We start from the raw sequence: 13,517 nt of genomic DNA on the forward strand, positions 1-13,517 counted from the left end.
AAGGGCGACCGACATGAGCATCTCGCACTACTGCATCGATCGCCCGATATTCGCGTCGGTCATTTCGATCGTGATTACGCTGGGCGGGGCATTGGCAATGTTCTCGTTGCCGGTCGCGCAATATCCAGACATCACGCCGCCGCAGATCACCATTTCGGCCACGTACCCGGGCGCCAATGCGGAGGTCGTGGCGAACAACGTCGCCGCGCCGATCGAGCAGCAGGTGAATGGCGCGGACAACATGCTCTATATGAACTCGTCGAGTTCATCGACCGGCAATCTGACGATCAATGCATTCTTCCAGATTGGCACGAACCCCGAACTGGCGCAGGTGGATGTGCAGAACCGCGTGAATCTGGCGTTGCCACAGCTGCCGCAATCGGTCCAGGCGCAGGGCATTCAGGTGCAGAAGAAGTCGTCGGCGTTCATGATGGTGATCGCGATCTATTCGCCGACCGATCGCTACGATCCCGTTTATATCGCGAACTTCGCGAACGTGTACGTGCTCGATGCAATCAAGCGCGTGCCGGGCGCGAACCAGTCGAGTATTTTTGGCAACCCCGACTATGCGATGCGTATCTGGCTGAAGCCTGATCGCATGGCCCAACTTGGGATCACCGCGGGCGACGTGCAGCGCGTGGTGGCCAACCAGAACCAGCAATTCGCGGTGGGCAGCATCGGCCAATCGCCGACGGGCTCGGCCGTCGAACAATCTTTTTCCGTGACGACCACGGGCCGTCTCACTGAGCCGCGAGAATTCGAAAATATCATTGTGCGCGCGGCGAATGGGGGCGCGGCCATTGTGCGGATCAAGGACATCGGGCGAGCCGAACTCGGGCAAAAGGATTACTCGATTCGCAGCCGGTTTCAGGGCAAACCCGCGACCGTTCTCGCGGTTTATCAGCAACCTGGCGCCAATGCGCTCGACGTCTCGAAGAAGGTCCGTGAGACGCTGGCCGAGCTTAAAAAATCGTTTCCCGAGGGGATGACCTACGAAATCGCAATGGACACGACCGAGTTCACCCGGGCCTCGATCTCCGATGTGATTCATACCTTCTTTGAAGCGCTGGTTCTGGTCGTGATCGTCGTGTTCGTGTTTCTGCAAAGCTTGCGCGCTACGTTGATTCCCATCGTAGCGGTGCCGGTCTCGATCGTCGGCACCTGCATGTTCATGCTGCTGCTGGGCTTCTCGATCAATATGCTGACCCTGTTCGGGATGGTGCTCGCCATCGGGATCGTGGTCGACGATGCGATCGTCGTGATCGAGAACGTCGAGCGAAATATGGTGGTCTATAAGCTCAGTCCAAAAGATGCATCGAAAAAGGCCATGGATGAAGTGGCCGGACCGGTCATTGCCATCGTGCTCGTGCTGTGCGCGGTGTTCGTGCCGGTGGCGTTCCTCGGTGGCATCACGGGGCAGATGTACAAGCAGTTCGCCATTACGATCGCGATCTCGGTGGTGCTGTCCGGCATCGTGGCGCTGACCTTGTCGCCGGCACTGGCTGCATTGCTGCTAAAGAGTTCCCATCACGAGAAGAAGGGTTTCTTCCGCTGGTTCGACAACGCCTTCGCAAAGATGACCGCGGGCTATACGCGAGCGGTCAGGCTGATCATCAAGCGTTTCATTTTTGGCCTGTTGTTCTTTGTCGGCATGATCGTGCTCGCGGTACTGATGCTGCGCTCGATTCCATCGGCCTTCCTGCCGCCGGAAGATCAGGGCTATCTGCTCGGCGCGATCATCATGCCGGACGCGGCGAGTCTCGACCGCACCGGCGAAGTCTCGCAACAGGTCACCGATTACTTCATGAAGCAGCCAGCCGTGGGCAGCATCACGGTAGTCGACGGCTTCAGCCTGCTCGATAGTCAGAACAAAAACAATTCGGGGACTTTCTTTGTCGGCTTCAAAAGCTTCGACGAGCGCTACTCGTCGGCGAATATCAGAACCCAGAACGCGCGCACGGTTCTGCTCGACGCGGCCCGTCATTTCGCGAACGTGAAAGAGGGCGTGGTATTTCCCGTGAATCCCCCGTCGATTCCGGGTCTCGGCACCACGGGCGGTACCGAAGTGTGGATCCAGAGCAAGGGCGACGCGAGCATTGCGCAACTGGCAGAGGTCGCCCAGGACTTCCTGATGCGGGCAAGGCAGCGCCGGGAACTCACGGGGGTGACGTCGACCTTCAACGCGTCGTCGCGGCAATTGCTGTTTCAGGTGGACCGCGACAAGTCGGAGACGCTAGGCGTGCCGGTCGAAGATGCATATAGCGCGATGCAGACCATGTTCGGCTCGCTCTATGTTTCCCAGTTCAACCGTTCGAGCCGGCTGTGGCAGGTGATCCTGCAGGCAGAGCCGTCGTACCGTCTGAAGCCCGCCGATCTCGATCAGGTTTTCGTGCGCAGTAAAACCGGCACGATGCTGCCGGTCACCTCGGTGGCCACTTACCGCTTTGTCGTCGGTCCCGATCTGGTCACGCGCTTCAACAATTTCCCGGCGATCAAGATCACCGCGAGTGCCGCACCGGGCTTCAGTTCCGGGCAGGTGATCTCGACCCTGGAGGAACTGGCGGCGCAGATGCCACCCGGCTACGACGTCGCGTGGAGCGGCGAGGCCTACGAGGAACGGCAATCCGGCGGCACCTCGGGGCTCGTGTTCGTGTTCGGCCTGGTGATGGTCTTCCTGATCCTCGCCGCGCAGTACGAGAAATGGAGCTTGCCGGTCGGCGTGTTGATGGCGGTCCCGTTCGCGCTGTTCGGCGCACTGCTGGCGATCCTGATACGCGGCCTGAGCAACGACGTGTACTTCCAGATCGGGCTGACCATGCTGGTTGCGCTCGCCGCCAAGAACGCGATCCTGATCTTCGAGTTCGCGGTGCTGAATCGGGAGACCGGTGCATCCGTGCTCGATTCGACCATGACGGCGGCCGAAGAACGTTTGCGTCCTATCGTGATGACGTCGCTGGCATTCATTCTCGGCTGTGTGCCGCTGGCCATTGCGACGGGCGCGTCGGCCAACAGCCGCCATTCGATCGGCACCGGGGTGATTGGCGGCATGATCGGCGCGACGGTGATCGCCGTGTTCTTCATTCCAATGTTCTATTACCTGCTCGAAACGATGTCGTCGCGCTCTCAAAGCGGCAAGCAGACACCGGATAAGGGCGCAGCGGACCCGGGCGTGCCGCCGGGCGCGTCCTCGCAAGAGAGTCACTGACATGGACCGGAGAGCGCCGCCGCGTCTGTTCGCTTGCGCCGCATTGCTGGCGCTGGGCGGTTGCCTGCTCGGCCCCAACTACGAGCGGCCCAGCGTGGAGGTGCCGGCCACCTATCGCTTCGCGCAGGGCGAGTCCGCGCAGATTGCCAACGTGGTGTGGTGGGAGCAGTTTCAGGACCCTGTGCTCAATCAGCTGATTGCAAGCGCGCTGCTCGAGAACCGCGATGTCAAGATGGCGGCTGCGCGGGTCGACGAGTTTCAGGCCCAGTTCGTGACGACGCGTTCGGCCCTCTTTCCGCAGTTGGGCGCCGGTGCGGACGCGTCGCGTCAACGCGCGTCGCTGGCAGCAGGGATACCTGTGCCGAATGGCGTGAGTCCGATCTACAACCAGTTCGACGCGAGCGTGTCGGTCGCGTGGGAGATCGATCTGTTCGGCAAGGTTCGCCGTCAGACCGAAGCTGCGCGCGCCAATCTGCTGGCGAGCGAGGAGGGGCGCCGCGGCACCATTCTGACGTTGGTCGGCTCGGTTGCTTCCGCGTACATCAACTTGCGCAATCTCGATCAGCAACTGGCCATCGCGCAGGAAACCGTGAAGAGCCGCGACGAATCGGTGCGGGTGTTCACGTTGCGATTCAAGGGCGGTGAAGTGTCGCAAATGGAGTTGGCGCAAAGCGAGTCGGAGTACGAGGCGGCGAAGCAGACCATCCCGCTTCTGGAGATGCAGATTGCGCAGCAGGAGAACGCGCTGTCGGTCCTGATCGGCAAGAATCCCGGGCCGATACTGCGCGGTCGCGAGCTGGGGGCGATGGGCTCGCCGGCGATTCCCGATGGCTTGCCGTCCGACTTGCTGGAACGCCGCCCCGATCTGCTGCAGGCCGAGCAGACCCTGGTCTCGGAAAACGCGCTGATCGGCGCGGCCAAGGCGCTTTACTTTCCGTCCATCTCACTGACGGGACTGTTCGGCACCGTCAGCGCGCAGTTCTCGAATCTGTTCACCGGCCCGGCCAGAGTATGGTCATTTGCGGGTAGCGTGACGCAGCCTATTTTCACAGCGGGCAATATCACAGGCCAGGTGCATCAGGCCGAGGCGCGTCAGCAGGAGGCGCTATTTGCCTACGAGAAGGCGATTCAGGTGGCATTTCAGGAGGTGGAAGACGCGCTGGTTTCGGTTCAGAAGACGCGCGAACAGCTGGAGGTAGTCGGCAAACAGGTGGAGGCATTGCATACCTACGCGCGGCTCGCGCGTCTGCGTTACGAAGGCGGTTATACGAGTTACATCGAAGTGCTCGACGCCGAACGGAGCCTGTTCAATGCGCAACTGAGCTACACGCAGACGCAGGGCGCGCAGCTAACCTCGTTCGTCAATCTCTACAAGGCGATGGGGGGCGGCTGGGTGGTCGAAGCGGAGAAGCTGTCGGTTCCGCCAGCGGCCGCGCCTATGCCCGCGTCGACCCCTCCGTCGACAGACGTCCCTCCCGTTGCATTGGAGGCGAAATGAACGGGCGGGAGATCATCGCGTGCGAGGAGTGCGATCTGCTGCAGCATGCTGCGCCGCTGACGCCCGGCAGTTCGTTGCGCTGCCGGCGCTGTCGCGCGGAACTCAGGAGAGGGCGTAGCAACGGGCCGGAATATGCACTCGCTTTCACGACTGCGGCGGCCGTGCTGTTGGTGATCTCGAACGTGTTTCCGATCGTCGGCTTGTCGGTCAACGGCAATCTGGTTCAGACGACGCTGGCGGGCTCGGTTCGTATGCTGTACAGCCACGGCACCTGGCCGCTCGCCATACTGGTCGCGCTGACGACCATCGTCATGCCCGCATTGCAAACGCTGGCGATGCTCTGGCTGCTCGTCCCCCTGCATCTGGGGCGCGTGCCATGGCGCGCGGTCGAAGGCTTTCGGCTGTTTCAGCTGGCGCGGCCGTGGGGCATGACCGAAGTGCTGATCCTCGGTCTGCTGGTGGCGCTCGTCAAACTCGCGCACATCGCCAAAGTCGTGCCGGGCACGGCACTGTGGTCGTTCGTCATCCTGATGCTGTTGCTTGCGGCGGCGTCGGCAGCATTCGATCCACGTGAGATCTGGTCGCGCATCTGCACCGTCGGAACTGGCGGCCGTCCATGGGCGCGGCCGCAGCTCAAGCTGCGGCGCGGTGCCGTCACCGCATCCGCTTACGGACTGGCGCTGTGCGAAGAATGTGGACTGCTGGTCCGCGATCCTGCGCGCTCGGGCGCGCAGGCATGCCCGCGCTGCAAGTCGCATCTGCATCTGCGCAAACCGGCCAGCCTATCGCGGACCTGGGCCTACCTGCTGGCCGCGATGGTGCTGTATATCCCCGCCAACGTGCTGCCCGTGATGAACACCAGTTCCCTGTTCGGCGCGCAGAAAGACACGATCATGAGCGGCGTGGTGTATCTGTGGACCTCCGGTTCATGGCCGCTCGCGGTTCTCGTGTTTATCGCCAGTATCGTGGTGCCGATGCTCAAGATTCTCGGCCTCGTCTATCTTGCCGTCTCGACCCAGTTCCATTCGCAATGGCTGCCCGAGCAGCGCACGCGGATTTATCGCGTGATCGAACTGGTTGGGCGGTGGTCCATGCTCGATATCTATGTGATTACGATGCTCGTCGCGCTGGTGCAATTCCAGGCGCTGGCGACGATCGAAGCCGGCCCGGCATCGATAGCGTTCGGGGCGGTCGTCGTGCTGACGCTGCTCGCGGCGATGTCGTTCGATCCGCGCCTCATCTGGGACGGAGCGGAGAGGCACCATGTCCGGGTTGAATGACGAGCCTGATAGCCCCGAGTTGCCCTCGGCGGAGACAATTCCGCGCTCGCGCTGGCGCATGCAGCTGGTGTGGCTCGTGCCGATCGTGGCGGTGCTGATCGGCGGATGGCTGGCCACCAAGGCCGTCCTCGAACGCGGTGAGAAGATCACCATCAGCTTCAAGACCGGCGAAGGTCTGGAAGCCGGCAAGACCAAGCTCAAGTTCAAGGATGTCGACATTGGTGTCATCGAAACCGTGAACCTGTCGGCGGATCACAAGCGCGTGGTGGCGAGGGCGGAAGTGACGCGCGATGTCGCGAGCCTGCTGGTCGACAACACCCGCTTCTGGGTGGTGCGCCCGCGCATTTCAGGCGGCACGGTGTCGGGACTCGGCACGCTGCTCTCCGGTTCTTATATCGACGTGGATGTCGGCAACGCCAGCAAAGCTCGCCGCGAATTCGTGGGACTCGAGGAGCCGCCGGTTTTCGCCAGCGATGTGCCGGGGCGGGAGTTCACGCTGAAGTCGTCGGGGCTCGGCTCGCTGGACGTGGGCACGCCGGTCTATTTCCGCCGGCTTCGGGTTGGCCAGATTGCCTCCTACCAGTTGGACCCGGATGGCCGGGGCGTCACGCTGAAGGTGTTTGTCAACGCGCCGTACGACCAGTTCGTGAAAGCGGATACGCGCTTCTGGCACGCCAGCGGCGTGGACATGGCGTTCGATACGAACGGGCTGCGGGTCGAAACCCAGTCGATCGTGTCGATCATCATCGGTGGGGTCGCGTTCGAGTCGCCGCCAGACTCTGCCCTCGATTCGACGGACGGCGCCAGCGCCATTCCCAATGCACAGTTCCGGCTCTACGACACGCGTGCCGATGCGATGAAGCAGCACGACCGGATCGTCGATCGATACGTGATCAACTTTCTGGATTCGGTGCGTGGTTTGACGGTGGGTGCGCCGGTCGACTTCCGGGGTGTGGTGATTGGAGAAGTGACGGCGATCTATACCCGCTTCGACCGGGCGCACAATCGCTTCAGTATTCCGGTCGAAATAGAGATCTATCCGGAGCGCTTTACGTCGCGCTATCAGAAGGGCCGGGCAGGCGGGCGTATCAGTGACGACCCTCGCGGGATCGCAAACTATCTCGTCGAGCACGGCTTCCGCTTTCAGCTGAAGAGCGGCAATCCGCTGACGGGTCAGCTTTACGTCGCGCTGGATTACTTCCCCGATGCCCCCAAGGCGACCATTGACTGGAGCGCATCACCGCCGGAATTGCCCGCCATTCCGCGCACGCTGCAATCGCTGCAGGACTCTGTTACGCGACTTCTGGCCAAGCTTAATAACATTCCGTTCGAAGGGATCGGCAACGATGCACGCACCACGCTGCGCACGACCAACGCGCTGATCTCGCAGCTCAATACCGACGTCGTGCCGAAGGCTCACGACACGCTGAACTCGGCGCAAACCGCGCTGGATTCCGCGAACAGCATGCTGCAGCCGGATTCGTCGCTGCAGCAATCCACCGAACAGGCGATGCAGGAAATGACCCGCACCGCCGCGACACTGCGTACGCTGGCGGACTACCTGGCACGGCATCCGGAAGCGCTGGTTAGGGGCAAGTCGGAGGACAAACCATGAAGTCTGCGACCGCATGTTTTGTGATTGCAATCGCCGGCGTCGCGCTCGGTGGCTGCAAGTCGCCATCGGCCAGTTTTTATACGTTGAGTCCGGACGCTTCGCTCAGCAATACCGGCGCGACACGGCCCGTGGTTGCAGTGGTCGGTCCGGTGACGATACCGGAGACCGTGGATCGTCCACAGATCGTGACGCGGGTGGGCGACGGCGAGGTCGCCGTCAACGAATTCGCGCGCTGGGCACAACCGCTGGGCAGCGACATTGGCCGCGTGATCGCCGCCGATCTCGCCGTGCTGCTCGGCTCGCCGCAGATCTCGGTGTACGACGCGACGCACGATCCGCTCGGCGTCTGGCATGTACGGATCGACGTGATGCGCTTCGAGTCCGCGCCGGGGAGGGACGTGACCGTCGACGTGCAATGGGTTGTGCGAGCGCCGGGCAAGGGCCGCCCCATGACGGGCCGCTCCGTGGCCCATGAGCCGGTATCGGAGCCGGGCTTCGCGCCGTTGGTCGCCGCGCACGATCGGGCGCTGGCGTCGGTCAGCCGCGATATCGCGGCTGCGGTGCAGGCCGCGCCGGTTCAGTGACACGGCATGCCGCGGCATGGGCTATTCCTGCGTGATTTGATTTCGCCGCGAGTGCAACGATTGCCACTATCGAGGAGCCACGATCATGGCTGAACTTCTGCTTGGAAACGTGGAAGAAAGCGTCACGGACGAAGAAATCGGCGAGTTCCTGACACGCTATGGATTTCCCCCGTTCAGTTCGATCCGGCGGATTCCTGGCGCGGGGTCGCGGCCTGCGGCAATGGTGGTTTTCGACGATATCCCGGCGGACCGCTTGCGCGTGCTCCAGACGCGTATTCACAACCTGTTCTGGATGAATCGCACGATCACCGCGTTGCTGCTTCCGGATCGCGACGAGTCGTGATCCGGCGTTCCGCGTAGGTGCTGGCTATCGCGGTGATCGGCGAGGCGCCCGGTTGAGCACAGCCGGGCGTGCCTGCCGCGCGGCTATTTCGCCTGAGGTTCGACGGAAATGGCGACGGCCTCGTTGTAGACCACCTCCATCTGATCGCCTTTCTTGATCAGCTTGAGCTGATCAGGATCTTCCACGACGACTTCCACCGAATTGCCTTGCGGACCTCTGAGCGTCATCGCGCCACTCTGGTGATTGACGGCCGTGACGTTCGCCATGATCGTCACTTCCCGGCTTGCGGTGCCGCCAGGTTTGGCGCCCATCGGAGCGCGTTCCAAAGTCTGATTTTCATTCGCCATCGGCGCGGCTCCGCCCCCTTTCTTGAGCGTGACGGTAATCGCCTGCGAGTATTCCGCCTTGACCACGTCGCCGATCTTGAGCTGGTCGAAGTTGCGTGCTTCGTCACCGACCACCAGTTGCACGACTTTGCCTTTAGGGTCTTTCAGCCACACAGTGCGGGTGGCCGGTTCGATACCGACGACCGTCGCGGTCGTCTTGAGCGTCCCGCTCACCGATACCTGGCCGGGCGCGCTTGTCGTCGCTATCTGGGGCTGCGTCTGCGCGAACGCGGCGCTCGCCAGACACACGAACGCCGCCCCGAGGATCAGTTTGCCGCTGCTCGTTCTGTTTCTCATGCTGCTCTCCTTGAGTGCTTGCGTGGTGCGTTGTCGTTCATTTGATCGTGTAGCCGCGACCTTCCATACACGCGGCATAGGCGCGATTGAAAGTGTCGATCGCGCCCTGGCTCTGCGACTGTGTCGACGCGGCGGCCGCGCGCCGGTTCTGGCGCGCCCGCGAACCGCCGACCACGGTGCCGGTGGTGGCGCCAATCGCGGCGCCTTTGCCGGCGTCACCTGCAATCGCGCCGATCACCGCACCGCCTGCCGCACCCCGCGCCGCGCCCTGCACGCGCTCGCCGCCGCCGACCGCCGGGCCGGATGGCGGCGGCGGGGCATTGGCAACGGCAACGGGGTCCACGCCGGTGTGGCTCTTGGCCCACGAATAACAGGCGCCGTCATCCTGCTGCTGCTTTTGCTGGCTTTGTCCTTTCGCGGGATAGGCAATGGGTTTGCTTTGCGCCAGACCGTCGAGCGCCATCGAAGCGGCGACAGCGGCGACGAGGAAATACTTTGTCAAGGTGGTGATGGTCACGGCGACTCCTTGCGTAAGCCTTTGCCAAGGTGGACCGCAGGCGACCCTTGCGGATGTCGGGCACGCGTGAAGTTCAAGCCTGCGTGAATCGCGGCGGTCCTGTCAGGATCCCGCACAGGGCGGTGTGCGTGCGCTCAGCGCAGGTTCACTTTAATCATTGCGCCGAGGCACGCAGCAGGCAATCGGACCAAGGTCGTATGTGCAATTCGACCGCTGTTCGGGCCAGGGCCGGTGGGTGGGATACGCCCATAAAAGACAGCGACTTCTGAGGAGGCGATTCCCGACTCGCCGTGGCCGGAGTTCCTCTGCCGAACCCCGAACGACCACCGGTTTGATTCATGGGACCAAGGTCGTATTGTTCGTTGCCGGCAGAAGAACCATTGTAGTGACGCAGAGAGGCCGGCGAGAGACGCCTGTTCGCCGTCGGCCATGGCGTGGGACCGCAATGCGTCCGCGGGATCGCCAGGGGCGGCTTGCCGCAAGCGCTGTTCGCCGGCGTGCCATGCGTGCTGTCGTTGGCGGCTGCGGTTCTGGGGCTACGGCGGCCGACTACGACCGACGACGTGTTCGCTCAAACTCCAACGGCCACGCCGGATAGATGGCCTTATCAGCCCACTTCGCGACCGCCACGACACCGGCCAGAGGCTGAAGAAGTCGAGGTGGAGCAGGAGAACTCGTCATGGCTCGCGTGGAAGGCAGGATCGTTCTGGCGGCGATTGCGGTGTTCGTGACGCTGGGCGGTCTTGCAGCGTCGATTCGTGGCTTGCTGTATGAACGGCCGACGCTGGTCGAACTCGGGGTGTGTGCGATGGTTATCGGCATTGCCGGTTTCGTCTGGTTTCTCAGGCCGGGCAATCGTGCGGGCAAGTGAGACGGAGATAGCGCAGCGTTCCAGAAAAATCGGCTTTGATGCCCTGCATTATGTTTTCGTCGCAGCGCTACGCGATGCGGCTCACCTTATGGTTGGCGGCGGCAGCGACGCTGACTCGAACGATTTAACTGCGAGACTTGCTCACCCGGGGACGTAGCTCGGAAACTCATCGGAGGTCGATCGTGAACAGAAGGAATTTCGTCATAGAAGCGGCTGCAGTCAGCGTCGTGGGGGGCTTGATGCTCGCGGGCTGCACCACCACGTCGGGTAGTGGCAACAGCCCGGAAACCGATCAGTCGAAGCGTCAGGCGATCGACGCCAGCGTCGACGGCACCTTGAGCCGGCTTTTCTCGATGGTCGGGGGCTCTCACGAACTCGCGTCGAAGGCCCAGGGCATTCTGGTGTTTCCGGATGTGAAGAAGGCCGCCTTCATCGTCGGCGCAGCGTATGGCCAGGGAGCCTTGCGAGTGGGCGGTGCGACAGTGGGCTACTACAGCACGGCAGCGGCTTCTTTTGGATTCCAGGCAGGGGCTCAATCGACGGCCATCATTTTCATGTTCATGACACGTAATGCGCTCGATTCGTTCCGAAATGCGGCCGGGTGGTCGGTGGGCAGCGACGTCGCGGTGTCGCTCCTCAAGGTCGGCGCGAACGGGACGATCGACACCACGTCGGCTTCATCGCAGGTGCTGGCGCTCGTGCTGACCAATACCGGGTTGATGGCGGATGCTTCGCTCAACGGCACCAAGGTGACACGGCTGAATTTGTGAGCCGGGAGCGGTCAGTCTCGCTGTCACGCGCGGGACGATCCCCCTGAGTGCGTTCGGTGCGCAGCGGCACTCGCGGTGCAGAGTGCTGGCATGCCGCTCGCCGCTCGCCGCTCGCACTAGCCGCCGAGCGCTATCACGGCTGCGATCAGCGCGACGCCGAGTGCGGCCATCGCCAGTCCGGTGTAGAGCGGCACGCGATAGCCGGCGTATCGTCCCAGTGCGAAGCCGAGAATGAATAACATGCCAATCGCGATCACACGCGATGACAGCAGCGCAAGCGGCGTGGAACGCAGCAGCAGGAAGGGCAGTACGACGGGGAAGGTGGCGATGACCACCAGCAGGAATATCCCGAGGGCCTCGAGAAAGTCGCGTGTTTCGAGCGTGCGGCGACCATTGGCAGGGAGCGAGTGGATCCGGCTGCGCATGACTTCGATCTCTGCGTCGCCGACTATCGCGCGGACATGGTCAGGCAGCGTTGTCTTGATGATTTCCCGTGCGGCATCCCGGTCGGACTGGATGACCCGATATCCCAGACTCCGCAAACGCGATCGCTCAGTCGCCGTACGCAACAGATACATCACCGCATCCACCAGCCCCCACGCGAGGTTGCAGCCTAACGCTGCAATGGTCGCCACCCTCCCTGGCGTCGCCGACGTGGACGCGATCGACGCGGAGCCCACGATCGTGACCGCCATGATCAGGCCAAATAGAATCTCGGACACCCGGTCGATTGGATCAAGCAGGGCTTCGCGTTGCATAGCTGCTCCTGACTCTTGCCGGTGTTGCCGCCGCACAGTTCGGCTTGACGCTGCGCAACAGAACTAGCCGGACCGACCTAAGCGCGCTGCTTCGCGATCAACTCGATTGCGCGTTCAAACGTTGGGCCGTCATCGGCCCATCCGCCGGTCATAACTACGCGAGATACGTTGCAGCAAAGCAGGATCGCGGGAGTCGCTGGCGTCGAAGCGCACTTGCACGCTGCCGTCGGATTGCTGATTGATGCCGGCGGTCACGACGCTGCCGTCGCTGTTGCCCACCACGATGCCACGTGCCGGATCCTGAACCGTGATGGCCAGTCCCTCGTCACGCATCGCACCTGCTGCCGCGGAGAACGAGCGGTCAAAGCTGGCCGGCGTCATCACGACGGTGCCTGCGGGAACGGCATAGTATGCGCAGGCCGATAGCGCGAGCAGGACGCCACACGCGGCGGCGAGCAGGGGGCGTGTCAAGGCGAGACCTTGGCCCAGCCTGGACCGGGATCGAAAGATTGCATGGCCGCGGCCTTCGCTGCGCCATCCGGTCCGAGATCCCGTTCGTAGACCTGTCCGTCGTGACTGACCATGAAGCTTTTGATCCCGGTATCCGCGTAGCGAACCGGCCACGCGATAACGGCGAAGCCGCCAAACAGCTTGCCGTCCGCGACGTAGTCGTACGCACCGCCTGGCGCGTGCGGTCCCTGCGAGGTAAGCAGCTTGTAGTGGTAGCCGTAGTAACCGGCGTGACCATCCTGACGCGAGCCCGCCGTGGCGAACGCGGCACCAAGCGGGCTTGGCGGATCATCGGGGCCGCTCGGCCAGTAGAGCCCATCCCGTTTGCCGGGCGAACTCGACATCTTCCTGGCATAAGCGAGAACGCCGCTGCCGTCGTGATCCGTTTGCGCGTATTCGCGCTGGGCATCGTAGATCGCGAGCATCGTCTGGATGACGGCCAGTTCGTTGCGCCCAATGCGGCGCAGGCGCATCTCCTCGACGCCGGCGAGCGTGTCGAAATGCCAGCCTTGCGCCGATTTCACCAGGGGGATTGGGAGTGTCCATCCGTCGTTGCCGACGGCGATCTCGGCATGGTCGTCGTCAACGGTTTGAATGGTGTGAGACACGCCCCAGGCCGTCAGGAAGCGGTCGCGAATCTCCGAACCCATTGGCGGAATGAGAGCGCGAAAGCGCGGGCCGAGCAGGACCTTCAGGCTTTCTTCGTCGCCGCCGGCAACCGCGTCGCCAAATGCGCTCATCGCTTCCTGTGGCGATTCGAAGTGCTTCTGGGCGTTCGCCATATTCGGTGCGCCGAAGCAGAGCGCGACGGCAATGGCGAACCACGCGCCGAGCGAGCCCAGGCGCGCTGCGAGAAATCCAAGTGGTGACTTCATGCTCGTGT

The 13,517-nt window shown here is 62.8% G+C and carries 13 protein-coding genes; 8 read left to right on the forward strand and 5 right to left on the reverse strand.

Going from position 1 to position 13,517, the window contains the following annotated elements:
• The first annotated feature begins 13 nt into the window (after nt 1-13).
• From LMG28727_RS04145 to LMG28727_RS04170, 6 genes are all read left to right on the forward strand, one after another.
• Nucleotides 14-3,205, forward strand: coding sequence for an efflux RND transporter permease subunit (locus tag LMG28727_RS04145; RefSeq protein WP_201641038.1), 3,192 nt, complete (start codon nt 14-16; stop codon nt 3,203-3,205).
• Between the two features lies 1 nt (nt 3,206).
• Entirely contained in the window at nt 3,207-4,703 is a 1,497-nt protein-coding gene (locus tag LMG28727_RS04150) for an efflux transporter outer membrane subunit (RefSeq protein ID WP_201641039.1), read from the forward strand.
• Nucleotides 4,700-5,983 carry a paraquat-inducible protein A gene (locus tag LMG28727_RS04155; protein ID WP_201641040.1) on the forward strand — a complete coding sequence of 428 codons (1,284 nt, stop codon included), beginning with the start codon at nt 4,700-4,702 and terminating at the stop codon, nt 5,981-5,983. Before LMG28727_RS04150 ends, LMG28727_RS04155 begins: the two co-directional genes overlap by 4 nt.
• Nucleotides 5,967-7,598: a PqiB family protein gene (locus LMG28727_RS04160; protein WP_201641041.1), complete on the forward strand. Its 1,632-nt coding sequence runs from the start codon at nt 5,967-5,969 to the stop codon at nt 7,596-7,598. The genes LMG28727_RS04155 and LMG28727_RS04160 overlap by 17 nt, the downstream gene beginning before the upstream one ends.
• Nucleotides 7,595-8,182: a PqiC family protein gene (locus LMG28727_RS04165; RefSeq protein ID WP_201641042.1), complete on the forward strand. Its 588-nt coding sequence runs from the start codon at nt 7,595-7,597 to the stop codon at nt 8,180-8,182. Before LMG28727_RS04160 ends, LMG28727_RS04165 begins: the two co-directional genes overlap by 4 nt.
• A gap of 85 nt (nt 8,183-8,267) precedes the next feature.
• Complete coding sequence (locus LMG28727_RS04170; protein WP_201641043.1) at nt 8,268-8,525, forward strand: RNA recognition motif domain-containing protein; 258 nt, start codon at nt 8,268-8,270, stop codon at nt 8,523-8,525.
• Nucleotides 8,526-8,608: 83 nt separating this feature from the next.
• Here LMG28727_RS04170 and LMG28727_RS04175 read toward each other — a convergent pair whose 3' ends face one another.
• Together LMG28727_RS04175 and LMG28727_RS04180 are read right to left on the reverse strand one after the other, a co-directional pair.
• Nucleotides 8,609-9,208 (reverse strand): hypothetical protein, encoded by a 600-nt coding sequence (locus LMG28727_RS04175; RefSeq protein WP_201641044.1) that lies wholly within the window; start codon nt 9,206-9,208, stop codon nt 8,609-8,611.
• Between the two features lie 37 nt (nt 9,209-9,245).
• On the reverse strand, nt 9,246-9,671 hold the full coding sequence (locus LMG28727_RS04180) for a glycine zipper family protein (protein WP_201641354.1): 426 nt from the start codon (nt 9,669-9,671) through the stop codon (nt 9,246-9,248).
• 733 nt (nt 9,672-10,404) lie between these two features.
• Here LMG28727_RS04180 and LMG28727_RS04185 point away from each other — a divergent pair.
• Both LMG28727_RS04185 and LMG28727_RS04190 read left to right on the forward strand, forming a co-directional pair.
• Nucleotides 10,405-10,596: a DUF2964 family protein gene (locus LMG28727_RS04185; protein WP_201641045.1), complete on the forward strand. Its 192-nt coding sequence runs from the start codon at nt 10,405-10,407 to the stop codon at nt 10,594-10,596.
• Between the two features lie 182 nt (nt 10,597-10,778).
• Nucleotides 10,779-11,366 (forward strand): BPSL1445 family SYLF domain-containing lipoprotein, encoded by a 588-nt coding sequence (locus LMG28727_RS04190; RefSeq protein ID WP_201641046.1) that lies wholly within the window; start codon nt 10,779-10,781, stop codon nt 11,364-11,366.
• Nucleotides 11,367-11,482: 116 nt separating this feature from the next.
• Here LMG28727_RS04190 and LMG28727_RS04195 read toward each other — a convergent pair whose 3' ends face one another.
• The 3 genes from LMG28727_RS04195 to LMG28727_RS04205 form a co-directional block, all read right to left on the reverse strand.
• Nucleotides 11,483-12,124 (reverse strand): VIT1/CCC1 transporter family protein, encoded by a 642-nt coding sequence (locus LMG28727_RS04195; RefSeq protein WP_201641047.1) that lies wholly within the window; start codon nt 12,122-12,124, stop codon nt 11,483-11,485.
• A 129-nt stretch (nt 12,125-12,253) separates the two neighbouring features.
• Entirely contained in the window at nt 12,254-12,595 is a 342-nt protein-coding gene (locus LMG28727_RS04200; RefSeq protein ID WP_201641048.1) for a hypothetical protein, read from the reverse strand.
• Complete coding sequence (locus tag LMG28727_RS04205) at nt 12,592-13,509, reverse strand: DUF2950 domain-containing protein (RefSeq protein ID WP_201641049.1); 918 nt, start codon at nt 13,507-13,509, stop codon at nt 12,592-12,594. The genes LMG28727_RS04200 and LMG28727_RS04205 overlap by 4 nt, the downstream gene beginning before the upstream one ends.
• Nucleotides 13,510-13,517: the final 8 nt, after the last annotated feature.

Source organism: Paraburkholderia metrosideri (genome assembly GCF_904848625.1).
In the GTDB taxonomy this organism is placed as follows: Bacteria; Pseudomonadota; Gammaproteobacteria; order Burkholderiales; family Burkholderiaceae; genus Paraburkholderia; species Paraburkholderia metrosideri.

Coding starts and splice junctions, on each gene's coding strand:
- LMG28727_RS04185 (WP_201641045.1), top strand. CDS start 10,405: ATGGCTCGCGTGGAAGGCAGGATCGTTCTGGCGGCGATTGCGGTGTTC.
- LMG28727_RS04205 (WP_201641049.1), bottom strand. CDS start 13,509: ATGAAGTCACCACTTGGATTTCTCGCAGCGCGCCTGGGCTCGCTCGGC.
- LMG28727_RS04175 (WP_201641044.1), bottom strand. CDS start 9,208: ATGAGAAACAGAACGAGCAGCGGCAAACTGATCCTCGGGGCGGCGTTC.
- LMG28727_RS04145 (WP_201641038.1), top strand. CDS start 14: ATGAGCATCTCGCACTACTGCATCGATCGCCCGATATTCGCGTCGGTC.
- LMG28727_RS04165 (WP_201641042.1), top strand. CDS start 7,595: ATGAAGTCTGCGACCGCATGTTTTGTGATTGCAATCGCCGGCGTCGCG.
- LMG28727_RS04155 (WP_201641040.1), top strand. CDS start 4,700: ATGAACGGGCGGGAGATCATCGCGTGCGAGGAGTGCGATCTGCTGCAG.
- LMG28727_RS04180 (WP_201641354.1), bottom strand. CDS start 9,671: ATGGCGCTCGACGGTCTGGCGCAAAGCAAACCCATTGCCTATCCCGCG.
- LMG28727_RS04150 (WP_201641039.1), top strand. CDS start 3,207: ATGGACCGGAGAGCGCCGCCGCGTCTGTTCGCTTGCGCCGCATTGCTG.
- LMG28727_RS04160 (WP_201641041.1), top strand. CDS start 5,967: ATGTCCGGGTTGAATGACGAGCCTGATAGCCCCGAGTTGCCCTCGGCG.
- LMG28727_RS04170 (WP_201641043.1), top strand. CDS start 8,268: ATGGCTGAACTTCTGCTTGGAAACGTGGAAGAAAGCGTCACGGACGAA.
- LMG28727_RS04195 (WP_201641047.1), bottom strand. CDS start 12,124: ATGCAACGCGAAGCCCTGCTTGATCCAATCGACCGGGTGTCCGAGATT.